This window comes from Salipiger sp. PrR003 (assembly GCF_010500785.1).
In the GTDB taxonomy this organism is placed as follows: Bacteria; Pseudomonadota; Alphaproteobacteria; order Rhodobacterales; family Rhodobacteraceae; genus Salipiger; species Salipiger pacificus_A.
Window position 1 is genome coordinate 90,975 of the sequence record NZ_JAAGOV010000010.1, and the last position, 23,145, is coordinate 114,119.

Sequence of the window (23,145 nt, forward strand, 5' to 3'; positions counted from 1 at the left end):
CCCTCCAGGCTTGGCTTGGCATTCGGTCGCGCCTGTCTTACCTCATGCAGTGAGGGGCGAAAACCCCCTTGGAAATAGCGCTAACGGACCTGCCCTCAATGGATGACTTCTACGACGAAGGCACGCTGATCTCGGTGCTGACCACGCAGCCCCTTGACCGGCTGCTGGACTACAAGGCGCCGGTGGGGGGCTGCGCGCAGGGGTCCTATGTCGAGGTGCCGCTGGGGCCGCGCAAGGTGCTGGGCGTGGTCTGGGGGCCGGGGCAGGGTGGGTTCGATCCGGCCAAGGTCCGCGCCGCCTTCCGGGTGCTCGATGCGCCCCCCATGCGTGCCGAGCTGCGCGAGTTTCTCGAGCGTGCCGCCGATTACACGCTGACCCCGCGCACCGCCATGCTGCGCCTTGCCACCCGCGCGCCGGGGCTCGGCGACGGGCCGGCGATGCGCAAGATCTACCGACGCGGCGACGCCGAGCCCGACCGGATGACCGATGCCCGGCGCCGGGTGCTGGAGGTGCTCGACGAGATGGGCGGCCTGTCGCTGACGCTCAAGGAGCTGGCCGATGCCGCCGGGGTGACATCTTCGGTGGTCAAGGGTCTCGCCAAGCAGGGGGCGGTGCGCGAGGAGGAGGCGCCGCGCGACACCGCCTTTGCCCGGCTCGATCCCGACTACGGCGGCAAGGCGCTGACCGAGGATCAGGCCGCCGCCGCCGAGGTGCTGCGCGACGGTGTGCGTTCAGGCAGCTATGGTACGGTGCTTCTGAAGGGGGTGACCGGCTCGGGCAAGACCGAGGTCTACCTTGAAGCCGTGGCCGAATGCCTGCGCAGGGGCCGACAGGCGCTGGTGCTGCTGCCCGAGATCGCGCTCACCTCTGAGTTCCTCACCCGGGTCGAGGCCCGCTTCGGCGCGCGCCCTGCCGAGTGGCACTCGGGCGTCACGGTGACCGAGCGCCGGCGGGTCTGGCGGCAGGTGGCCGAGGGCGGCGCGCAGCTGGTGGTGGGCGCGCGTTCGGCGCTCTTCCTGCCGTTCCGCGACCTGGGCCTGACGGTCGTCGATGAGGAGCACGACACCTCCTACAAGCAGGAGGAGGGCGTGCTTTACAACGCCCGCGACATGGCGGTGCTGCGCGCCTCGATCTGCGCGGGGCGGGTGGTGCTGGCCTCGGCCACGCCCTCGCTGGAAAGTTGGGCCAATGCCGACGCGGGCAAGTACCAGCGGCTCGATCTGGTCTCGCGCTTCGGTCCGGCGGTGATGCCGCAGATGCGGGCGCTCGACATGCGCGGCGAGGATCTGCCGGGCAGCCGCTGGATCTCGCCCTCCTTGCAGTCGGCGGTGAAGCGGCGGATCGCGCAGGGTGAACAGTCGCTGCTGTTTCTCAACCGGCGCGGCTATGCCCCGGTCACCATCTGCCGCGCCTGCGGCCACCAGATCGCCTGCCCGCATTGCGACGCGCGCATGGTCGAGCACCGCTTCCAGCAGCGGCTGATCTGCCACCAATGCGGCGAGAGCACGCCGAAGCCCGAAAAATGCCCCTCCTGCGAGGTCGAGGGCAAGCTGGCGGCGGTGGGGCCGGGGGTCGAGCGGCTGGCCGAGGAGGCAGCCGAGGTCTTTCCCGACGCCCGGCTGGCGGTGCTGTCGTCGGACCTCTTCGGCTCGGCGCGGCAGCTCAAGGCCGAGATCGAGAAGATCGCCATGGGCGGGGCCGACATCGTCATCGGCACGCAGCTTGTCGCCAAGGGGCATAACTTTCCCAACCTTACGCTGGTGGGGGTGATCGACGCCGACCTCGGGCTGCAGGGCTCGGACCTGCGGGCGGCGGAGCGGACCTTCCAACTGATGCGGCAGGTGGCCGGGCGTGCCGGTCGGGCCGAGAAGCCGGGCACGGCGCTTCTGCAGACCTTCCAGCCCGAGCACCCGGTGATCCGGGCGATCCTCTCGGGCGACGAGGAGGGGTTCTGGAAGGCCGAGGCCGACGAGCGCCGCGCCGCCGGGATGCCGCCCTATGGCCGTCTGGCTGGGGTGATCCTGTCCTCGACCGAGGTGCAGGAGGTCTTTGATCTCGGCGCGGCGATGGCACGGCAGGACGGGCCGCTGCGGCGCATCGGAGCGCAGGTCTACGGGCCGGCGCCGGCGCCCATCGCCCGCGTGCGCGGGCGGCACCGGGTGCGGTTGCTGGTCAAGGCGCCGAAGGGCGTGGCGCTGCAAGCGGCGCTCGCCGAATGGGCCGGGCAGTTCCGTCTGAAGGGCGAGTTGCGCATGGCGATCGACATCGACCCGCAGAGCTTTTTCTGAAGGCAGGGCAGCGCGCGCCGCTAGCCCGCCCGGTTCAGCTTCGTGCTGAGATGGATCAGGCTCTCGGAGCTTCTTACCCCGCGCGCCTCTGCGATCTTGTCGAGCGTGGCATCCAGCTCCTCGGTGCTGCGGGCGCTCACCTGCACCAGCAGGTCGACCCGCCCCGAGGTCGTATGCGCCGCCTCGACCGCCGGCATCTGGCGCAGCCGGGCGAGCACTTCGGGCTGGCTGCGCGGCTCGATGCACACGAGGACCGTGGCGCGGATCGGCGCCATTAGCGCGGCACCGCGGCGCAGGGTGAAGCCGGCGATGATGCCGCGTGCCAGCAGCCGATCGATGCGCGCCTGAACCGTGGTCCGCGCCAGCCCCAGCTTTCGGGCGAGATCGGCCACCGGCAGCCGTGCATCCGCCTCGAGCAGCGCGATGAGCTGCCGGTCGGTTTCGTCAATCTGAATGGTCTTTTCGTCAATCTGTCGCATCACGCCTGACATTCTGTGCCATCTGCCACGCGAATCCGAGCGTTTTCTGCGTCAGTCTGGGAAGAAAAGCGACAGGAGGCAGTGCCCATGCGGATCGATCCCACCCTTTCCCCGACCCCGGAATCCTGGCTCGCGGCCAATGCCCCAGACGAACCGGTGTTCCTCTTCCACCCGGGGAGGCTTGCGGAGGTTGCCCGCGAGTTCCTGACCGGCTTTCCGGGTCTCGTGACCTATGCGGTCAAGGCCAATCCCGCGCCCGAGATGATCCGCGTCTTGCATGCGGCGGGCATCACCGCCTTCGACGTGGCCTCGCCCGCCGAGATGGCGCTGGTCCGGGCCGAGGCGCCGGGGGCGATCTTGCACTACCACAACCCGGTGCGCTCGGCGGCGGAAATCGTGGCGGGTCTGGAGGCGGGTTGCGTCTCGTGGTCGGTGGACCGGATGGCCGAACTGGAGAAGTTGGCGGGCCTGCCGCGCGGCACCGAGATCGCCGTGAGGCTCAAGCTGCCTGTGGCTGGGGCGGCCTATGACTTCGGCGCCAAGTTCGGAGCCACGCCCGAGCAGGCCGTGCAGTTGCTGCGGCGGGTGGAGGCGCTGGGGTTCACCCCGTCGATCACCTTCCACCCGGGCACGCAATGCACCAGCCCCGCGCCTTGGGGACGTTACATCAACGAGGCTGCCGCGGTGGCGCGCTCGGCCGGGGTCACGCTGCACCGGCTCAACGTCGGCGGCGGCTTCCCCGCGCACCGCGACACGGGCAAGCCCGACCTGCAGGCCATCTTCGACACCATCCGCGAGGCGGCGCAGGGCGCCTTCGACAGTCCGCCGGAATTGGTCTGCGAGCCGGGGCGCGCGCTGGCCGCCGAGGCGCTGACGCTGGCCACGCGCGTCAAGGGGGTGCACGACGAGGCGGTCTTTCTCAACGACGGCGTCTACGGCGGTCTGGCCGAATGGCGCGACATCGCGCCGATGGACCGGGTCCGCGCGGTCAGCCGCAGCGGCGCCCCCCTGACCGGAGCACAAACCCGCCGCGTGGTCTTCGGCCCGACCTGCGACAGCATCGACCGGCTGCCCGAATTGCTGCCACTGCCATGCGACCTCACGGAAGGCGACTACCTGCTCTTCGAGGGCATGGGAGCCTATTCCCGGGCGCTCGTCACCGGGTTCAATGGCTACGGCGTGCGCAGAGTCGTGGAAATCGAAAATCAGGACTGAGATCACAGTCCCGGGCGCTGGACTCTGCGGCTGCGGCCTCTACAGTCGCGACAAATACGCCGTCGCGGGAGGATCAGTCAGATGGAAAAATTCGGCAAGAGCCAGTCGTTTAAGCGCAGCGAGGACGTACGTTTCCTCACCGGGCATGGCCGTTATGTCGATGATATCGCACCTGACGGGGCGCTGCATGCCTATGTGCTGCGCTCGCCGGTCGCCCATGCGGAGATCGCCAAGCTCGACGTGTCGGACGCGCGCGAGATGCCGGGGGTGCACATGGTGGCGACGGTCGAGGACCTGGTCGCCTCGGGCATGGACATCTCGATGGGCGGCACGGTGATCAAGAACCGCGACGGCAGCAAGGCCGCCGATCCGCTGCGCCCGATCCTGGCGCAGGGGCGCGTGCGCCACGTCGGCGAGCCGGTGGCGCTGATCGTCGCCGAGACGATGATCGAGGCCAAGGATGCCGCCGAGGCCATCGTCTTCGACTTCGACGAACTGCCAGTCCACATGGCGCTGGAGGCGGGTGGCGACGCGATCCACCCCGAGGCACCCGACAACCGCGCCTTCGACTTCGGGCTCGGCAACGAGGCCGAAACCGAGGAGGCCTTTGCCAAGGCAGCCAAGGTGGTCAGCCTCGAGGTCGGAGACAACCGCGTCATCGTCAACGCCATGGAGCCGCGCGGCGCCTACGCCGAATGGGACGGCGAGAAACTGCACGTCGCCTTCAACGGGCAGGGTGTCTGGGCGCTGAAATCCGAGCTGGCACAGGCCTTCGGCCTGCCGGTCGAGCAGATCCGCGTCACCAATCCCGACGTCGGCGGCGGCTTTGGCATGAAGGCCCCGGGCTATCCCGAGTATTTCGCCATCGCCTTTGCCGCCAAGGAGCTCGGCCGCCCGGTGCGCTGGATGTCGGACCGCACCGAGGCGATGCTCTCGGACCACGCCGGGCGCGACCTGGTGACGCTGGCCGAGCTGGCCTTCGACGCGGACAACCGCATCCTCGGCTACCGCAACCACACCCGCTGCAACCTCGGTGCCTACAACTCGAACTTCGGGCAGGCGATCCAGACCGCGCTTTACGCCAAGGTGCTCACCGGCACCTATGACATCAAGGCCGCCTACATGCGGGTCGAGGGCTTCTACACCAACACCACGCAGGTCGACGCCTATCGCGGAGCGGGCCGCCCCGAGGCGATCTACACGCTCGAGCGGATCATGGACCGCGCGGCGCGCGAGCTCGGCGTCGATCCGATGGAGCTGCGCCGGATCAACTTCGTACAGGAGTTCCCTTACAAGACCGTCACGGGCGAGAATTACGACGTGGGCGATTTTTCCCGCGTGCTGGCGCATGCCGAGGAGGATGCCGACATCAAGGGCTACCCCGCCCGCAAGGCCGCGTCGGAGGCGCAGGGCAAGCTGCGCGGGCTGGGGCTGTGCTATTACATCGAGAGCATCCTCGGCGATCCCGCCGAGGACGTGAAGGTCGAGTTCACCGAGGATGGCGGTGCAACCATCTATGTCGGTACCCAGTCGAACGGGCAGGGGCACGAGACGGTGTTTGCCAAGTTCCTGTCGGATCACACCGGCATCCCGGCCGAGAAGATCGGCTTCGTGCAGGGTGACAGCGACCTGATCCCGCGCGGCGGCGGTACGGGGGGCTCGCGCTCGGTGACCACGCAGGCGACGGTGACGCTCACCGCGGTGCGCGACATGATCGCGGGCTTTTCGGAGTTTCTTGCGGGCGAGATGGGGGTCGATCCCGACGAGGTGCGATTCGACGACGAGCAGTTCCGCGCGGATGGCTCGAACCTGCACCCGACCATGCTCGAGGCCGCCGCGCTGGCGCGCGAGAAGGGCCGCGAGGATCTGCTGAGCTGGTCGGCCCGCACAGCGATCGACGCCCGCTCCTATCCCAATGGCGCGCATTTCTGCGAGGTCGAGATCGACCCCGAGACCGGCGTCACGCAGGTGGTGAAATATACGGTGGTCGATGATTTCGGCAATCTCATCAATCCGATGCTGGCCGAGGGACAGGTGCATGGCGGGGTGGTGCAGGGGTTGGGCCAGGCGCTGACCGAGCACACGGTCTACGACGAGGACGGCCAGCTGCTGACTGCGACCTTCATGGATTACGCGATGCCGCGCGCCAAGGATTCGCCGTGGATCGCCTTCGATGTCGAGCCGGTGCCGTCGACCGGCAACCCCATGGGCATGAAGGGCTGCGGCGAGGCCGGTACCGTCGGCTCGATGGCCGCCGTGTCCAATGCCGTGCAGGATGCGCTCTGGGAGAGAGGGATTCGTCAGGCCGACATGCCCTTCACCCCGCACCGGGTGTGGCAGATGTTGACCAATGAGGCGATTGCCGCAGAATGATGCGCCAGCACGTCGCGGACGGAAGGTCAAGAATTATTCATCACATGATCGCGAGGACCCTTCAATCTGTGTCATTTTCGCCTATCTCTGATGCAGAGGCGCGGAACTGGAACCTCCGCGACCCCTTCACTGTCCCTCGTTCCGTAACTTGCGTCCGGGTTTTACCCGGACGCTTTTTCTTTTTGTGGGAGGCCGCGCCGCGCCCGCGCTTCGTGCCTTCCTCTTCCCGCGGCGCTGTGACAGGCTGAGGTTCATGAGCTACTCCGACACCTTCCTCAAAGACATCCTGACCCGCACCCGGGTCATCGCCGTGGTCGGGATCTCGACCAACCCGGTGCGGCCGAGCCACTACGTCTCGCGGTTCCTGCACCAGCGCGGCTATCGGATCATCCCGGTCAACCCGGCGCATGTGGGCCAGACAATCTTCGGCGAGGAGTTCCGCGCCGGGCTCTCGGAGATCGACGCACCGGTGGACATGGTGGATATCTTCCGCCGTCACGACGCGGTGCCCTCGGTGGTCGGCGCGGCGCTGTCACACCTGCCGCAGCTGCGCACCATCTGGATGCAGCTCGGCGTCGCGCATGCCGAGGCCGCAGCGAAGGCCGAGGGCAAGGGCGTTGACGTGGTGCAGGACCGCTGCACCAAGATCGAATACGAACGGCTCCTCGGCGCAGCCGTGCCGCTGGCCGAGGTGACCGGCGGCTGACCTCGGTAGGGGGCGCTGGCCCCGCCGCGCTGCGCGTGTTCCCCTCCGACTATTCTTGTTCAGATGGCAGGTGGAACAGGATCCGCCGCAGCGCAGCGCTTTTCGTCTCTTTGTAAATACGCCAGGGATGCGCCGCGCAACGGCGAGGGGCAGCGCCCCAGTGCGCGGGGATCAGTCCTTGGGGCGGGCGGCCTTTTCGGCGAGGCCGGAGCGGCTTTGGCGGCGCTGCAGCTCGGCCATGACCTCAGACAGCGGCAGCTCGCGGGCGCGCAGCATCACGAGGAAGTGGAAGAGCACGTCGGCGGCCTCGGAGGCGAACTTCTCGCGGTCGCCCTTGACCGCCTCGATGATCGCCTCGATGGCTTCCTCGCCGAATTTCTCGGCGCATTTCTCCGGACCCTTGGCGAGCAGCTTGGCGGTCCAGCTCTCGTCGGGCGAGGCGGCGGCGCGGGCGGCGACCACCTCTTCGAGTTTCTCGAGCGTCATCTCGGTCATGTCAGGGCCTCTCAGAGCCGCACCGGAACGCCGGAGGCGGCCATATGGGCCTTGGCCTCGGCGATGGTGTAGGTGCCGAAGTGGAAGATCGACGCGGCGAGCACCGCCGAGGCATGGCCCTCGGTCACGCCCTCGACCAGATGGTCGAGCGTGCCGACGCCACCCGAGGCGATCACCGGGATCGGCACCGCATCGGCGATGGCGCGGGTGAGCGGCAGGTTGAACCCCGCCTTGGTGCCGTCGCGGTCCATCGAGGTGAGCAGGATTTCCCCCGCGCCCTTGCGCGCCATGGTGACGGCAAATTCAACGGCGTCGATGCCGGTGGGGCGGCGGCCGCCATGGGTGAAGATCTCCCAGCGACCGGGCGCGACGGTCTTGGCGTCTATGGCGCAGACGATGCACTGGCTGCCGAAGTGATCGGCGGCCTCGGCCACCACGTCGGGATTGGCGACGGCGGCGGAGTTGAACGACACCTTGTCGGCCCCGGCCAGCAGCAGCGCCCGCACGTCGCCGACGGTGCGCACGCCCCCGCCCACGGTGAGCGGGATGAAGCATTGCTCGGCGGTACGGGTGACCACGTCGAACATCGTGCCGCGGTTTTCATGCGTGGCGTGGATATCGAGGAAGCAGATCTCGTCGGCGCCGGCGGCGTCATAGGCTCGGGCAGCGTCGACCGGGTCGCCCGCATCGCGCAGGTCGACGAAGTTGACGCCCTTGACCACGCGGCCATCGGCCACGTCGAGGCAGGGGATGATGCGCGTCTTCAGCATGAGGCCCTGATAGTGCGGAATTTCCCCGGGGGGAAGAGGATGTTGCGGAGACGATCCCCGGTGTGGACCCCGGCGTGAACCCCGGTGTGAAAAGGGGCGCGCCGTCTCCGGCACGCCCCCGCGTCCTGTTGCCCTCGGAGCGGATCACTCGGAAATGGTGATCCGGCCGTCGGTGGCGGGCGTGTAGGGCGTGTTGGCGGCGATGAACTCTGCGGCCACGTCGGCGAGGTCGGGCCCGAAGTCGTAGGCCTGCTTGGCGGAGATGAACATCTTGTAGCCGTCGCCGCCGTTGCGCACGAAGTTGTTCGAGACCACGCCGTAGGTCTTGGCCTCGTCGAGCGCGGCGTCGCCGACCATCACGTCGGAAATCCGGCTGCCGACTTCTGCGGAGGGGGTCACGGTGAAGCTGATCCCCGAGACCTGCGGGAAGCGGCCGCCGCCTTCCTCCATCTCGCTGACGCCATTCTCCAGCGCTTCCTTGATCACCGCGCCGGTGACCTGGAAGGTCGAAAGCGTGTTCTGGAAGGGCAGCACGGTCAGCACCTCGCCCATGGTCACCTCGCCCGAGTCGATCGAGGCGCGCAGCCCGCCGCCGTTGGTGATCGCGATCTCGATTCCCTGGTCCTTGACCCGGTCGAGCATGGCGTCGGCCACGAGGTTGCCCATCGGGCATTCCTCGGCGCGGCACATGTCGCGGCTACCGTTGATCTCGTCGGTCGATTCGCCAATCACTTTGTTGCGGATCTCGTCGAGCGGCTTGGCGGCCTCCGAGATGCGCTCCTTGGTGGCGGCATCCTCGGTCACCGCGGCATCCATGATTAGCGGCGCGCCCGAGGCCTCGGTGATGTTGCCCTCGTCGTCGAAAGTGACGTTCAACTCGCCGAGGAACTTGCCATAGGCATAGGCCGAGACGATGGCGGTGTCCTTGACCATGGTCGGATAGGGGCCCTCGGCGCCGTCCATGTCGCCGAGCAGCGTGTTGGAGTGGCCGCCGACGATCACGTCGACGCCGGTGGTCTCTTCTGCGACCTTGAGGTCGACGTTGTAGCCCGAGTGCGACAACACGACGATCTTGTTCACGCCCTCTTCGGTCAGCTTGTCGACCTCGCTCTGCACGGCGTCGACCGGATTGGTGAAGATCACGTTCTTGCCGGGGCTCGAAAGCTCGTCGGTATCCTGCGGGGTGAGGCCGATGAGGCCGATCTTCTCGCCGTCCTTCTCGATGATGGTCGATTTCTGGATCTCACCCTTCAGCAAGTCCTCACCGGAGAGGTCGGCGTTGGACATCAGCACCGGGAAGTCGACGGAATCGACGAAGCCGCGCAGCACCTCGGGGCCGTCGTCGAACTCGTGGTTGCCCACGGTCATCGCGTCGTAACCCATCTGGTTCATCATCTCGGCGGCGAGCTTGCCCTTGTAGTAGGTGTAGAAGAGCGTGCCCTGGAACTGGTCGCCGCCATCCACGAGCAGGTAGTTCCCGGCGCGCTCCTTGGCCTCGGTGATCGCGGTCTGCAGGCGGGGCGAGCCGCCGAAGCAATTGCCCTCGGTGTTGTCTTCCTCGCCGCAGGTGGAATCGTACTTGCTGATCGGCTCGAACCGCGCGTGGAAGTCGTTGGTGTGCAGGATGGTAATCGAATAGTCCGCGCTGGCGGCGCCGGCGGTCAGGGCGAGCGCGGCGGCGCTGGTCAGAAGACGAAGCGACATGGGAATCCTCTCTGTCGGGTTTTTTCTTATCTCCCGATCCTGCAACGGGTTTTACGGGCTGTCAAAACACGTTGGGCGAAAATTTGGCGCAATGCCCGGCGATGGATCAGAACGCGGGCAAGTGTCCATGGACCCACGCATATTCCGGAGGGCCGGCGGTCAAACTGTCGCCGCGCCCCCTTCTGTCCGCGACCTGCCGCGGGTCTTGCTCACAGCCCAAACGGTGACCCGGATGACTGCCACGTATGTCCCGGGGGCGCTGCCGGGGCCGACGCTGAGCGCGGTTTCGCCCAATGAGGGTTGACTGCGGGGATTGACCGGGACGGGGTTCCGCGGCATCAGCCCTGCATGCTGATCTACAAAATCCTCCGGGCCGACGAATGGGCGGCGCTGCAGGCGCAGGGCGAGACCGCCGGTGCGCCGATCGACGTGGCCGATGGCTACATCCATTTCTCCACCGCCGAGCAGGTGCGGGAGACGGCGGCGAAGCACTTCGCCGGTGTCGAGGGGCTGTACCTGCTCTGCTACGAGGTCGAGGATTTCGGCGACAGGATCACCTGGGAGCCGTCGCGTGGCGGGGCGCTCTTCCCGCATCTCTATTCCGCGCTGCCGCTGGCCGGGCTACTGTGGTCGCGTCCGCTGCCGGTGGGCGAGGGCGGGGCGCATGAGTTTCCGGACGATCTGGCATGATGAGATTTCTTGAAAAGGCGGGTCTGCCGCTCTTGCACAAGGTCGACCCCGAGCAGGCGCACGGGCTGGCGATCATGGCGCTGAAGATGGGCATGGCCCCGGCGCCGGGGCTGATCACCTCGGACCGCCTGCGCTGCGAGCTGGCGGGGCTGAAGCTGCCCAACCCGATCGGGCTGGCTGCCGGCTTCGACAAGAACGCCGCCGCGTTGCAGGGCCTGTCGCGGGCCGGCTTCGGCTTCGTCGAGGTCGGCGCGGTCACCCCGCGCCCGCAGCCGGGCAACCCCAAGCCGCGGCTCTTTCGCCTGACCGAGGACCGCGCGGCGATCAACCGTTTCGGCTTCAACAACGAGGGTATGGAGGTCGTCGCGCAGCGGCTGGTCCAGCGCCCGAGCGGCATGGTGCTGGGGCTCAACCTCGGCGCCAACAAGGACAGCGAGGACCGCGCGGCGGATTTCGCCAAGGTGCTGTCGCGCTGCGGCGAGCATCTGGATTTCGCCACCGTCAACGTCAGCTCGCCCAACACCGAGCGGCTGCGCGACCTGCAGGGCAAGGACGCGCTGGCGGCGCTGCTGGGCGGGGTCATGGACGCGCGCGCGCATCTCGACGACCGCATCCCGGTGTTCCTCAAGATCGCGCCCGATCTCGATGAGCAGGGTCTCAAGGACGTCGCCGAGGTCGCCATGGCCTCCAAGGTCGACGCGGTGATCGCCACCAACACCACTCTCTCGCGCGAGGGGCTTTCCTCGCCCTTCTCGTCCGAGGCGGGCGGCATGTCAGGCCAGCCCTTGTTCGAGAAATCCACCCGCGTCCTGGCCAAGCTCTCGGAGCTGACCGGGGGCCAGATGCCACTGGTCGGCGTCGGTGGCATCGGCTCGGCCGAGCAGGCCTACCAGAAGATACGCGCGGGGGCCTCTGCGGTGCAGGTCTACACGGCGCTGGTCTTTGGTGGGCTGTCGCTGGTGCAGGACATCGCCGAGGGGCTGGACGCGCTCTTGGCGCGGGACGGCTTCGCCTCGGTCGAGGAAGCCGTCGGCACCGGGCGCGGAGACTGGACATGATCCTTTGGCACAACCCGCGCTGCAGCAAGTCGCGCGAGGCGCTGGCCCTGCTGCAGGCCAAGGACATCGAGCCGGAGGTGAGGCGCTACCTCGAGGACGCGCCGAGTGTCGATGAGTTGAAGGCGGCGCAGGCCGCGCTCGGCGTTCCGGCGATCGAGATGGTCCGCACAAAGGAAGCCGAGTTCAAGGCGGCGGGGCTGAGCAGGGATAGCGACGACGAGACGTTGCTGCGCGCCATGGCCGAAACGCCGAAGCTGATCGAGCGTCCGGTGGCCTTTGCCAGCGGGCGCGCGGTGATCGGCCGACCGCCCGAGCGCGTGCTCGAGCTGCTCTGACGGGACATGTGATGGACAAGACCTTCGAGATTTTCCTGGCCTGCGCGCCGGGGCTGGAGCCCGTTCTGGTGGCCGAGGCAAAGTCGCTCGGCTTCGGTCCGCTGAAGCCCGAACAGGGCGGCGTGTCGTTCCAGGGCGGCTGGCCCCAAGTGGCGCGCGCCAACCTCGAGCTGCGCGGCGCGGCTCGGGTGCTGGCGCGCATCGGCGGCTTCCCGGCGGTGCATCTGGCGCAGCTCGACAAGCGGGCGCGCAAGTTCCCCTGGGGCGATGTCCTGCGGCCCGACGTGCCGGTGAGGGTCGAGGCGCTGAGCCGCAAGTCGAAGATCTACCACGCCGGGGCCGCCAAGCAGCGGATCGAGCGCGCCATCACCGAGGAGCTTGGCGCGCCGCTCGCCGACGATGGCGTGCGCATCCTCGCGCGGATCGAGGACAATCTCGTGTCGTTCTCCGTCGACACTTCGGGCCAGCCGCTGCACCGGCGCGGGCTCAAGCAGGCGGTCAGCAAGGCGCCGATGCGCGAAACGCTGGCCTCGCTCTTCCTGCGCGCCTGCGGCTACGATGGCAGCGAGCCGGTGCTCGATCCCATGTGCGGCTCGGGGACCTTCCCGATCGAGGCCGCCGAGATCGCCGCCGGCCTGCTGCCGGGCCGGGCGCGCGCCTTCGATTTCGAGCGTCTGGCGGTCTTCGCGCCCGCCGACCTCAAGGGCCTGAAGCGGCAGGAGCCTCTGCGGGCACCCGGCTCGCGCTACTATGGTTCGGACCGGGACGCGGGCGCGGTGCGCTTTGCCACCGAGAACGCCGCGCGCGCGGGCGTCACCGACTGGACCCGCTTCGACTGCCGCCCGGTGGCCGATCTGGAACGCCCCGAGGGGCCTCCGGGTCTTGTCATGGTCAATCCGCCCTACGGCGCGCGGATCGGCGAGAAGGGCCCGCTGCACGCGCTGCACGCCTCGCTCGGCACGGTGCTGAAGGAGAGGTTCGCGGGCTGGCGCGTCGGCATCATCACCACCGAGCCGGGGCTGGCCAAGGCGACCGGCCTGCGCTTCCTGCCGACCGGCGCGCCGGTGGCGCATGGCAGTCTGAAGGTGAAGCTCTACCGCACCGAGCCGCTCTGACGGCGCCGGATCCGCCGGACCAGCCAGAGCGCCCCCAGCACCATCACGATGAGCCCGGCAAAGGGCAGGGTGAGCAGCGCGAACCAGCCCGACACGAAAAGTGTGCTGAGCGGCCCGCCGAGGTCATGGCCGAGCACGACGCAGGGATAGCCGCCGGCCTCGTCGAGGCGGCAGCCTGCCAATTCGGCGATGGCCGTGGACACGAGAACGCCCGCGACGGGCAGCAGGCAGATCAGCAGTGCCCCAAGCAGGATCAGGGTGAGCGCGCGGCTCACCCCTTCAGCGCGGTCAGCGCCTCTTTCAGGTCGATCGCCCCGTCGTAGAGCGCCCGGCCCGAGATCGCGCCATTGAGCTCGGCGCCGCAGTCGCGCAGCGCAATGAGGTCCGCCAGCTTCGACACGCCGCCCGAGGCGATCACCGGAATCGACACGGCGCGCGCCATGGCGGCGGTGTACTCGATGTTCGGGCCCTGCATGGCGCCGTCGCGGTTGATGTCGGTGTAGATGATCGCCGCCACGCCGTCGTCCTCGAAGCTGCGCGCGAGATCCACCGCATCGACATCGGTCACCTCGGCCCAGCCCTTGGTCGCCACGCGCCCGTCACGTGCATCGATGCCCACGGCGACCTTCCCGGGGAAGGCCTTTGCCGCCTCGCGCACCAGTGCGGGGTTCTCGACTGCCACCGTGCCGAGGATGACCCGCGCGAGGCCCTTGTCGAGCCAGCGCTCGATGGTCGCCATGTCGCGGATGCCGCCGCCGAGCTGCGCCGGAACCTTGGTGCGGGCAAGGATCGCCTCGACCGCCGCGGCGTTCACCGGCTCTCCGGCGAAGGCGCCGTTGAGATCCACAAGGTGCAGCCAGTCGCAGCCCGCCTCGACGAATTCCATCGCCTGCGCGGCGGGATCGTCGTTGAAGACCGTGGCCTTCTCCATGTCGCCGCGCAGCAGGCGCACGGCCTTGCCGTCCTTGAGGTCGATGGCGGGGTAGAGGATCATGGCGCGGCTCCGCAAATTCTGTGACGGCCCCCTATAGCCGCGCCGGGGCGCGCTTTGCAATGCGCGCCGCCCCGATGCGAGGGTGCGTTCCGGGCACCGCGCTTACGGCGCCCAGGTGAGGAAGTTGCCAATCATCCGCAGGCCGGTGTCGGCGCTCTTTTCGGGGTGGAACTGGAAGCCGAGCATGTTGCCCTGCCCGACGACGGCGGTGATCGTGCCGCCGTAATCGACATGCGCCAGACGGTGCTCGGGGGTCAGCATGCGCATCTGGTAAGAATGCACGAAATACGCGTGATCGCCGGTCTTCACGCCGTCCAGCACCGGGTGCGCGCGGTCGATGACCAGCTCGTTCCAGCCCATGTGCGGCACCTTCAGCGACGTGTCCGAGGGCAGGATCTTCTCGACCTCGCCGTCGACCCAGCCGAGGCCGGGCGTTTCTTCGTATTCGTGGCCGACACGGGCCATCAGCTGCATGCCGACGCAGATCCCGAGGAAGGGCCGGCCCTTGACGGTCACCGCCTCGACCATGGCGTCGAAACAGCCCGAGAGCCGCAGGGCCTTTGCGCAGGCGGGAAAAGCGCCGTCGCCGGGCAGCACGATCCGGTCCGCCTTGGCGACCACCTCGGGCGCGTCGGTGACCACGACGTCGCCCGCGCCCAGCTCGCGCGCCATGCGCTGAAAGGCTTTTTCGGCGGAATGCAGGTTGCCGCTCTCGTAATCGATGATCGCCGTCAGCATCTCGCCTCCTGTCCGGGCGGCGGGTCCGCCCAAGTGTCATGGGTGTGTCTAGTGGGATCAAAGACCCCGGTGAGCGCGAGGGGTTGGCCCCTCGGCTCGGTCGTAAGCTCTCAGAGCGCGCCCTTGGTCGAGGGGATCGCGTCGCCCTTGCGCGGGTCGGGCTCGACCGCCTCGCGCAGGGCGCGGGCCACGGCCTTGAAGGCCGCCTCGACGATGTGGTGCGAGTTGACGCCGTCGATGGCCTCGATGTGCAGGGTGATGCCGCCGTGAGTCGCCAGCGCCTGGAAGAACTCGCGCACCAGCTCGCAATCGAAGGAGCCGATCTTCTCGGTGGGCAGATCGACTTTCCAGACGAGGAAGGGCCGCGCCGAGAGGTCGAGCGCCGCGCGCACCAGCGCGTCATCCATCGGCAAGAGGCAGGCGCCGTAGCGGCGGATGCCGCGCTTGTCTCCAAGCGCCTTGGCCAGCGCCTGGCCGATGGCGATGCCGGTGTCCTCGACGGTGTGGTGGTCGTCGATGTGCAGGTCGCCCTCGGCGCGCACCACCATGTCGATCAGCGAATGGCGCGCCAGCTGGTCCAGCATGTGGTCGAAGAACCCCACGCCGGTCTTCATGTCGTAGCTGCCGGTGCCGTCGAGATCGAGGGCGACCTCGATCTTCGTCTCGGCGGTGCTGCGGCTCACCTCGGCCTTGCGCATGGACCATACTCCTCGATGTCTCGCAGGGGCTTATAGGGCGGGGCAGGGCGCAGGCCAAGCCCCGCGCGCGCGTGAGAGGCCGGGCGCGCTTGCGGCGGCGGGAGCGCTGTGACAGCTTGCGCGCATATCATCGAGAGGCCCGCCATGACCACCTGCGTCTTCGTCCAGATCCGCTGCAAGCCCGGTGCCACCTATGAGGTGGCCGACCAGATCGCGCTCCGGGAGATCCACTCCGAGCTCTATTCGACGTCGGGCGAGTGGGACCTGCTGCTCAAGCTTTATATCCCCGAGGGTGCCGACGTGGGGCATTTCATCAACGAGAACCTTCTCACGGTGCCGGGAATCGAGCGCACGCTGACCACGCTGACCTTCAAGGCCTTCTGAGCCGGAGCCGGGCGGCCTGAGGGTCGCCCTCTGCCTAGGGTCGCCCTGTGCCTTGGGCGGAGTGCGCGCATTCGCGCAGACGCGAAACACCCGGCGTCGCGTCACCGCGGCCGGACAATCGCGTGTCGTATCTTGAAGAGATCTTTCGGAGGGAAAGTGGTGAATGGAGCGGGCGAGGCGATTCGAACGCCCGACCCTTACCTTGGCAAGGTAATGCTCTACCCCTGAGCTACGCCCGCATACCATTCATCATGTGGGTCTTTCGACCCTTGGCCTTTCAGCCAGCCGGCCTCTCACCGGTCCGACTTGCGCCGGAGGTCCAACTGGAGCGGGCGAGGCGATTCGAACGCCCGACCCTTACCTTGGCAAGGTAATGCTCTACCCCTGAGCTACGCCCGCTTCCTTGTTGGTGTGGGCGATTTAGAGTTTCCCGCGGACCTCCGCAAGAGGAAAAATGACCTTTTTCCGGGAAATTTCCCGCGCGGCGAAAAAACCCAATAAGACGCGACGGAAACCCAACCGCCGCGCCGCGATCCCCTTAACGGCAGAGGAGAGGTGCGACGAGGCGGCGGCCGCATTTGCCAAAAAAGAAAGCCCGGAGGGCGCTGCCCCGGGCCTTCTTCTAGGGTCGGATGTCGCGGCGGAGGGGTTGCGGCGGCGGGGACAGAGCCCCGAAAGCGGGCGATCGGATCAGAAGGGCACGTCGCCCGCCGAATCCGCCGCCGTGACGAAACGCGCCACCACCTTCTTCACCCCGGCTTTCTCGAAGCTGATCTCAAGCTTGTCGCCCTCGAGGCCGATGATCTCGCCGTAGCCAAACTTCTGGTGGAAGACCCGCTCGCCCATCTCGAAGGCCGAGACCGCTTGCAGGTCGATCACCGTGTTGCGGCTCTCGCGCGGCTGGCTGACTGGGCGCGCGCTCGATGAGCGCTCCTGCAGCCGCTTCCAACCCGGCGAATTGTAGACATTGGCCTCGGCTGCACGGGTTTCGAGCCCGGAGCCGCCGCCAAAGCCGCCGCTCATGCCGGCCGCGCCGTAGCCACCGCCGTAGAGCCCGGGCGGCGTGAGAATCTCGACATGTGCCTCGGGCAGCTCGTCGATGAATCGCGAGGGCAGGGCGGATTGCCACTGTCCGAAGACCCGGCGGTTCGCCGCAAAGGAGATGGTGCAGAGCTCCTCGGCGCGGGTGATGCCCACATAGGCGAGGCGCCGCTCCTCTTCGAGGCCCTTGAGGCCGCTTTCGTCCATCGAGCGCTGCGAGGGGAAGAGCCCGTCCTCCCAGCCCGGCAGGAAGACCGCCGGGAACTCGAGCCCCTTGGCCGCGTGCAGCGTCATGATCGAGACCTTGGCGCCGGTCTCCTCGGTCTCGTTGTCCATGATCAGCGCGACGTGCTCGAGGAAACCCTGCAGGTTGTCGAAGCTTTCCAGCGCTTTCACCAGTTCCTTGAGGTTCTCGAGCCGTCCCGGCGAGTCGGGGTTCTTGTCGAGCTGCCACATCTCGGTGTAGCCGCTTTCGTCGAGCATGGTCTCGGCCAGTTCCATGTGGCTGACCACCTTGCTCAGCGGCTTGTCCTCGTCGATCAACACAAGGTCGTCGTCGTCCTGCTGCACCTCCGAGGGCAGGCCGAGCTGCTGCCGGGCCACCTCGTGCCAGCGCTCGATCTGATCGACGAAGGTGGCAAGCTTGGCCGCGCCTTTGCCGGTGATCTCCTTGTCGCGCAGCAGCAGCCGCGCGCCCACCAGCAGCGGCACGCCATGCTCGCGCGCTTTGAGCTGGATCTTCTGCTGCGCCTTGTCGCCGAGGCCGCGTTTCGGGGTGTTGACGATGCGCTCGAAGGCAAGATCGTCCTCGGGCGAGACCACCAGCCGGAAATAGGCCATGGCATCGCGAATCTCGAGCCGCTCGTAGAAGCGCGGGCCACCGATCACCCGGTAGGGCAGGCCGATGGTCAGGAAGCGGTCCTCGAAGGCGCGCATCTGGTGCGACGCGCGCACGAGGATCGCCATGTCGTCGAGCGAGAAGGCGTGCATCCCGCGCGAGCCGCGCTGCGCCGCCTCGATCTCCTCGCCAATCCAGCGGGCTTCTTCCTCGCCGTCCCAATGGCCGATGAGGCGGACCTTCTCGCCGCCCTGCGCTTCGGTCCACAGCTCCTTGCCGAGCCGGTTCTCGTTGCCGCGGATCACCGAGGAGGCGGCGGCGAGGATATGCGCGGTCGAGCGGTAGTTCTGTTCCAGCCGCACCACGTGGGCGCCGGGGAAGTCTTTTTCGAAGCGCAGGATGTTGCCCACCTCGGCGCCGCGCCAGCCGTAGATCGACTGGTCGTCGTCGCCGACGCAGCAGATGTTGGTATGCCCCTGCGCCAGGAGCCGTAGCCAGAGGTACTGGGCGACGTTGGTATCCTGATACTCGTCCACCAGGATGAAGCGGAACCATCGCTGGTATTGCTCGAGCACATCGGCGTGCTGCTGGAAGATCGTCACCACATGCAGCAAGAGATCCCCGAAATCGCAGGCGTTCAGCTCGCGCAGGCGGGTCTGGTACTGGTCGTAAAGCTCGGTGCCGCGGTTGTTGAAGGCCGAAGCCTCGGCAGCGGGCACCCGGTCGGGCGTCCAGGCGCGGTTCTTCCAGTTGTCGATCAGCCCCGAAAGCTGCCGCGCGGGCCAGCGCTTTTCATCAATGTTGTTGGCCGCGATCACCTGCTTCAGCAGGCGGATCTGGTCGTCGGTGTCGAGGATGGTGAAGTTCGACTTCAGCCCGACCAGCTCGGCATGGCGGCGCAGCAGCTTGACGCAGATCGAGTGGAAGGTCCCCATCCAGGGCATGCCTTCGACCGCGTGGCCGAGCAGGCGGCCGACCCGCTCCTTCATCTCGCGCGCGGCCTTGTTGGTGAAGGTCACCGAGAGGATCTCGTTTGGCCGCGCCCGGCCGGTGGTCAGCAGGTGCGCGATGCGGGAGGTGAGCGCCTTGGTCTTGCCGGTGCCCGCCCCCGCGAGCATCAGCACGGGGCCGTCCAGCCGCTCCACCGCCTCGCGCTGCGCCGGGTTGAGATCGTCGAGATAGGGCGCGGGACGCGCCGCCATGGCCCGCGCCGACAGCGAGGCCCCCTCGAATGCATCCATGTCGTCGAAACTGCTCATGCGCCAAACTTAGCGCGGCACAGGGCGCTGCGAAAGGTGCGTTCTTTGTTTGTTCATCAAATTGATCGCGCGGCCACCCCTCTCGCCCTCCGCGGCCTGATACCGGCCCTCGGCGTGCCACGTCGTGGGGATTCGCGTCCCTCGACAGCAAGATCACACCCCGGAGAAAGTCGCAGAAGCCTGGGAAAAGGTCGCGGCCCCGCCGCGTCGATCAAGTCAACTTTGCAAATCATGCGCTAACATTAGCATAATTTGCAAAGCCTCTTGCGCTGCAGCGCGGCATGCCCTTGAGTTCGGAATGCGATGCCTCCGGGAGCGGCATTTCGCATTCAAAGGAGGAAGATTTGATGCCCGAGTTCCAGAAGATCCTCATCGCCAACCGTGGCGAGATCGCGATCCGCATCATGCGTGCGGCGAACGAGATGGGAAAGAAGACCGTTGCCGTCTACGCCGAAGAGGACAAGCTGGGGCTCCACCGCTTCAAGGCCGACGAGGCCTATCGCATCGGCGAGGGGCTGGGCCCGGTCGCGGCTTACCTCTCGATCCCCGAGATCATCCGCGTGGCCAAGGAGTCGGGCGCCGACGCGATTCACCCGGGCTACGGGCTGCTGTCGGAGAACCCCGAGTTCGTCGATGCCTGCGATGCGGCGGGCATCACCTTCATCGGCCCCAGGGCGGCGACCATGCGCGCGCTCGGCGACAAGGCCAGCGCCCGCAAGGTGGCCATCGAGGCCGGCGTGCCGGTCATCCCCGCGACCGAGGTGCTGGGCGACGACTTCAAGGCCATCGCCAAGGAGGCCGAAGAAATCGGCTACCCGCTGATGCTCAAGGCGTCCTGGGGCGGCGGCGGGCGCGGCATGCGTCCGATCGAGGGGCCGAAGGAGCTGAAGGAGAAGGTGCTCGAGGGCCGGCGCGAGGCCGAGGCGGCCTTTGGCAACGGCGAGGGCTATCTCGAGAAGATGATCACCCGCGCCCGCCACGTCGAGGTGCAGATCCTCGGCGACAAGATGGGCAATATCTACCACCTCTACGAGCGCGATTGCTCGGTGCAGCGCCGCAACCAGAAGGTCGTCGAACGCGCCCCCGCGCCCTATCTCAGCGAAGCGCAGCGCGAGGAGATCTGCGAGCTTGGCCGCAAGATTTGCGCCCATGTGAACTATGAGTGCGCCGGCACCGTCGAGTTCCTGATGGATATGGACAGCGGCAAGTTCTACTTCATCGAAGTGAACCCGCGCGTGCAGGTCGAGCACACCGTCACCGAAGAGGTGACCGGCATCGACATCGTGCAGGCGCAGATCATGATCGCCGAAGGCAAGAGCCTCGCCGAGGCCACCGGCAAGGCCAGCCAGTACGATATCCGCCTCACCGGCCACGCGCTGCAGACCCGGATCACCACCGAGGATCCGACCAACAACTTCATCCCCGACTACGGCCGGATCACCGCCTACCGCTCGGCCACCGGCATGGGCATCCGGCTCGACGGCGGCACTGCCTACGCGGGCGGGGTGATCACCCGCTATTACGATTCGCTGCTGGTCAAGGTCACCGCCAAGGCGCCGACGCCGGAGAAGGCCATCGCCCGCATGGACCGCGCCCTGCGTGAGTTCCGCATCCGCGGCGTGAGCACGAACATCGACTTCGTGATCAACCTGCTCAAGCACCCGACCTTCCTGAGCAACCAGTACACCACCAAGTTCATCGACACGACGCCCGAGCTCTTCGACTTCAAGAAGCGCCGCGACCGCGGCACCAAGGTGCTGACCTACATCGCCGACATCACCGTCAACGGGCACCCCGAGGTGCAGGGCCGGCCCAAGCCGCATGCCGAGCTGAAGCCCGCCCGCGCGCCCGAACTGCGCGCCGAGACGCCGCCGCCGGGCACCCGCACGCTGCTGGAAGAGAAGGGGGCGCAGGCGGTGGCCGACTGGATGGCGGCGCAAAAGCAGCTTTTGATCACCGACACCACCATGCGCGACGGTCACCAGTCGCTGCTGGCGACCCGGATGCGCTCGATCGACATGATCAAGGTGGCCCCGGCCTATGCGGCGAACCTGCCCGGGCTCTTCTCGGTGGAATGCTGGGGCGGGGCGACCTTCGACGTGGCCTATCGCTTCTTGCAGGAATGCCCGTGGCAGCGGCTGCGCGACATCCGCGCCAAGATGCCCAACATCCTGACGCAGATGCTGCTGCGCGCCTCGAACGGCGTCGGCTACACGAACTACCCCGACAACGTGGTGCAGAGCTTCGTGGCGCAGGCGGCCGAGAGCGGCGTCGACGTCTTCCGCGTCTTCGACTCGCTCAACTGGGTCGAGAACATGCGCGTCGCCATGGATGCGGTGATCGAGAGCGGCAAGATCTGCGAGGGCACCGTCTGCTACACCGGGGACATCCTCGACCCGGCGCGCGCCAAGTACGACCTCAAGTACTACGTCGAGATGGGCAAGGAGCTGAAGGCCGCCGGCGCGCATGTGCTGGGCCTGAAGGACATGGCGGGCCTGCTGAAACCCTCCGCCGCCGGCGCGCTGATCAAGGCGCTGAAGGAAGAGGTCGGCCTGCCGATCCACTTCCACACCCATGACACCTCGGGCGCCGCCATCGCCACCATCATGGAGGCCTCGAAAGCGGGCGTCGACGCGGTCGACGCGGCGATGGACGCGCTCTCGGGCAACACCTCGCAGCCCACATTGGGCTCGATCGTCGAGGCGCTGCGCCACACCGATCGCGACACCGGGCTCGACGTCGATGTGATCCGCGAGGTCTCGAACTACTGGGAGGCGGTGCGCGGGCAATACGCGGCGTTTGAATCGGGCATGCAGGCCCCGGCGTCCGAGGTCTATCTGCACGAGATGCCGGGCGGGCAGTTCACCAACCTCAAGGCGCAGGCGCGCTCGCTGGGGCTCGAAGAGCGCTGGCACGAGGTCGCCAAGACCTATGCCGACGTGAACATGATGTTCGGAGACATCGTGAAGGTGACGCCCTCGTCGAAGGTCGTGGGCGACATGGCGCTGATGATGGTCAGCCAGGGGCTCACCCGGGCGCAGGTCGAGGACCCGAAAAGCGACGTCAGCTTCCCCGACTCGGTGATCGACATGATGCGCGGCAACCTCGGCCAGCCGCCGGGCGGCTTCCCGGAAGGCATCGTCAAGAAGGTGCTGAAGGGCGAGACACCCAACACCGAGCGCCCGGGCAAGCACCTGCCGCCCGCCGATTTCGCCAAGCTGCGCGCTGAGCTGGACGCGAAGTTCGAGGACGTCGAGTTCGACGACGAGGACTTCAACGGCTACCTCATGTACCCCAAGGTCTTCACCGATTACGTGGCGCGGCACGAGGATTATGGCCCCGTCCGGGTGCTGCCGACGCTGACCTACTTCTATGGCATGCAGCCGGGCGAGGAGATCACCGCCGAGATCGACCCCGGCAAGACACTGGAGATCCGCCTCATCACCGTCGGCGACACGCAGGACGACGGCGAGGTGCGGGTGTTCTTCGAGCTCAACGGCCAGCCGCGCGCGGTGCGCGTGCCCAACCGCAAAGCCAAGGCAGCGAGCGGCGCCAAGCCCAAGGCCGAGGCGGGCAACCCGAACCACATCGGCGCGCCGATGCCGGGCGTCGTCGCCACCATCGCGGTGCAGGCGGGGTCCAAGGTCAAGGAAGGCGACCTGCTGCTGACCATAGAGGCCATGAAGATGGAGACCGGCCTGCATGCCGAGCGCGACGCCACGGTCAAGGCGGTGCACGTGCTGCCGGGCGGCCAGATCGACGCCAAGGACCTGCTGATCGAGCTGGAGTGAGGGGAGGGGCACTGTCGTCGCCTGGCAAGGCGCGGCAGGACATGGAGGACAGGGCTCCACCCCCCCGCCGCGCTGCGCGTGCCTCCCCCTTGAATATTTGGACTTGTAAGAAGGAGGGGGTCGCGCGTGCGGCCCCTTCTTCCTTTTCGTTGACACATGCGCCCCCCTGAGGCG

19 protein-coding genes and 2 tRNA genes are annotated in these 23,145 nt (G+C 67.5%); 10 read left to right on the forward strand and 11 right to left on the reverse strand.

Going from position 1 to position 23,145, the window contains the following annotated elements; all coding sequences use genetic code 11:
- Positions 1-98: 98 nt before the first annotated feature.
- On the forward strand, positions 99-2,288 hold the full coding sequence (locus tag G0D83_RS00520; protein ID WP_164188643.1) for a primosomal protein N': 2,190 nt from the start codon (positions 99-101) through the stop codon (positions 2,286-2,288).
- 20 nt (positions 2,289-2,308) lie between these two features.
- Here the strand turns inward: G0D83_RS00520 and G0D83_RS00525 are convergent, their stop codons facing one another.
- Positions 2,309-2,767 (reverse strand): Lrp/AsnC family transcriptional regulator, encoded by a 459-nt coding sequence (locus G0D83_RS00525; protein WP_203595011.1) that lies wholly within the window; start codon positions 2,765-2,767, stop codon positions 2,309-2,311.
- Between the two features lie 87 nt (positions 2,768-2,854).
- Here G0D83_RS00525 and G0D83_RS00530 point away from each other — a divergent pair, with 87 nt between their 5' ends.
- The 3 genes from G0D83_RS00530 (at position 2,855) to G0D83_RS00540 (ending at position 7,061) form a co-directional block, all read left to right on the forward strand.
- Entirely contained in the window at positions 2,855-3,982 is a 1,128-nt protein-coding gene (locus tag G0D83_RS00530) for a type III PLP-dependent enzyme (RefSeq protein WP_164188645.1), read from the forward strand.
- An 81-nt stretch (positions 3,983-4,063) separates the two neighbouring features.
- Positions 4,064-6,355 (forward strand): xanthine dehydrogenase family protein molybdopterin-binding subunit, encoded by a 2,292-nt coding sequence (locus G0D83_RS00535; RefSeq protein ID WP_164188647.1) that lies wholly within the window; start codon positions 4,064-4,066, stop codon positions 6,353-6,355.
- A gap of 253 nt (positions 6,356-6,608) precedes the next feature.
- A complete protein-coding gene (locus G0D83_RS00540; protein WP_108967508.1) occupies positions 6,609-7,061 on the forward strand; it encodes a CoA-binding protein in 453 nt (150 codons plus the stop codon).
- Between the two features lie 171 nt (positions 7,062-7,232).
- Here the strand turns inward: G0D83_RS00540 and G0D83_RS00545 are convergent, their stop codons facing one another.
- The 3 genes from G0D83_RS00545 to G0D83_RS00555 form a co-directional block, all read right to left on the reverse strand.
- Complete coding sequence (locus G0D83_RS00545) at positions 7,233-7,547, reverse strand: phosphoribosyl-ATP diphosphatase (RefSeq protein ID WP_164188778.1); 315 nt, start codon at positions 7,545-7,547, stop codon at positions 7,233-7,235.
- A 20-nt stretch (positions 7,548-7,567) separates the two neighbouring features.
- Positions 7,568-8,326, reverse strand: coding sequence for an imidazole glycerol phosphate synthase subunit HisF (gene hisF / locus G0D83_RS00550; protein WP_164188649.1), 759 nt, complete (start codon positions 8,324-8,326; stop codon positions 7,568-7,570).
- 144 nt (positions 8,327-8,470) lie between these two features.
- Positions 8,471-10,030, reverse strand: a complete 1,560-nt coding sequence (locus G0D83_RS00555) for a bifunctional UDP-sugar hydrolase/5'-nucleotidase (RefSeq protein ID WP_164188651.1) — start codon at positions 10,028-10,030, stop codon at positions 8,471-8,473.
- A 348-nt stretch (positions 10,031-10,378) separates the two neighbouring features.
- Here G0D83_RS00555 and G0D83_RS00560 point away from each other — a divergent pair, with 348 nt between their 5' ends.
- The 4 genes from G0D83_RS00560 to G0D83_RS00575 are packed head-to-tail and all read left to right on the forward strand — an operon-like array spanning position 10,379 to position 13,228.
- Positions 10,379-10,720 carry a DUF952 domain-containing protein gene (locus G0D83_RS00560; protein ID WP_164188653.1) on the forward strand — a complete coding sequence of 114 codons (342 nt, stop codon included), beginning with the start codon at positions 10,379-10,381 and terminating at the stop codon, positions 10,718-10,720.
- Complete coding sequence (locus tag G0D83_RS00565; RefSeq protein WP_164188780.1) at positions 10,720-11,778, forward strand: quinone-dependent dihydroorotate dehydrogenase; 1,059 nt, start codon at positions 10,720-10,722, stop codon at positions 11,776-11,778. Before G0D83_RS00560 ends, G0D83_RS00565 begins: the two co-directional genes overlap by 1 nt.
- Positions 11,775-12,113, forward strand: a complete 339-nt coding sequence (arsC, locus tag G0D83_RS00570; protein WP_164188655.1) for an arsenate reductase (glutaredoxin) — start codon at positions 11,775-11,777, stop codon at positions 12,111-12,113. Before G0D83_RS00565 ends, arsC begins: the two co-directional genes overlap by 4 nt.
- A gap of 11 nt (positions 12,114-12,124) precedes the next feature.
- A complete protein-coding gene (locus G0D83_RS00575; protein WP_164188657.1) occupies positions 12,125-13,228 on the forward strand; it encodes a class I SAM-dependent RNA methyltransferase in 1,104 nt (367 codons plus the stop codon).
- Here the strand turns inward: G0D83_RS00575 and G0D83_RS00580 are convergent.
- The 4 genes from G0D83_RS00580 to hisB form a co-directional block, all read right to left on the reverse strand.
- Positions 13,207-13,503, reverse strand: coding sequence for a hypothetical protein (locus G0D83_RS00580; RefSeq protein WP_164188659.1), 297 nt, complete (start codon positions 13,501-13,503; stop codon positions 13,207-13,209). The genes G0D83_RS00575 and G0D83_RS00580 overlap by 22 nt on opposite strands.
- A complete protein-coding gene (hisA, locus tag G0D83_RS00585) occupies positions 13,500-14,222 on the reverse strand; it encodes a 1-(5-phosphoribosyl)-5-[(5-phosphoribosylamino)methylideneamino]imidazole-4-carboxamide isomerase (RefSeq protein ID WP_164188661.1) in 723 nt (240 codons plus the stop codon). The genes G0D83_RS00580 and hisA overlap by 4 nt, the downstream gene beginning before the upstream one ends.
- A gap of 102 nt (positions 14,223-14,324) precedes the next feature.
- Entirely contained in the window at positions 14,325-14,960 is a 636-nt protein-coding gene (gene hisH / locus G0D83_RS00590) for an imidazole glycerol phosphate synthase subunit HisH (protein ID WP_164188663.1), read from the reverse strand.
- A 110-nt stretch (positions 14,961-15,070) separates the two neighbouring features.
- A complete protein-coding gene (gene hisB, locus G0D83_RS00595; protein WP_164188665.1) occupies positions 15,071-15,658 on the reverse strand; it encodes an imidazoleglycerol-phosphate dehydratase HisB in 588 nt (195 codons plus the stop codon).
- A 144-nt stretch (positions 15,659-15,802) separates the two neighbouring features.
- On the opposite strand from hisB, the gene G0D83_RS00600 reads away from it, so the two are divergent.
- The gene (locus tag G0D83_RS00600; RefSeq protein ID WP_108964664.1) at positions 15,803-16,042 is read left to right on the forward strand and encodes an Lrp/AsnC ligand binding domain-containing protein; all 240 of its coding nucleotides are present in this window, start codon (positions 15,803-15,805) and stop codon (positions 16,040-16,042) included.
- A gap of 164 nt (positions 16,043-16,206) precedes the next feature.
- Here the strand turns inward: G0D83_RS00600 and G0D83_RS00605 are convergent.
- The 3 genes from G0D83_RS00605 to G0D83_RS00615 form a co-directional block, all read right to left on the reverse strand.
- A tRNA-Gly gene (locus G0D83_RS00605) sits at positions 16,207-16,281 on the reverse strand.
- 85 nt (positions 16,282-16,366) lie between these two features.
- Positions 16,367-16,441: transfer RNA gene (locus G0D83_RS00610), tRNA-Gly, on the reverse strand.
- A gap of 291 nt (positions 16,442-16,732) precedes the next feature.
- The gene (locus G0D83_RS00615) at positions 16,733-19,180 is read right to left on the reverse strand and encodes an ATP-dependent helicase (RefSeq protein WP_164188667.1); all 2,448 of its coding nucleotides are present in this window, start codon (positions 19,178-19,180) and stop codon (positions 16,733-16,735) included.
- A gap of 347 nt (positions 19,181-19,527) precedes the next feature.
- Between G0D83_RS00615 and G0D83_RS00620 the strand changes: the two genes are divergently transcribed.
- The gene (locus tag G0D83_RS00620; RefSeq protein WP_164188669.1) at positions 19,528-22,971 is read left to right on the forward strand and encodes a pyruvate carboxylase; all 3,444 of its coding nucleotides are present in this window, start codon (positions 19,528-19,530) and stop codon (positions 22,969-22,971) included.
- The last annotated feature ends 174 nt before the right edge of the window (positions 22,972-23,145 follow it).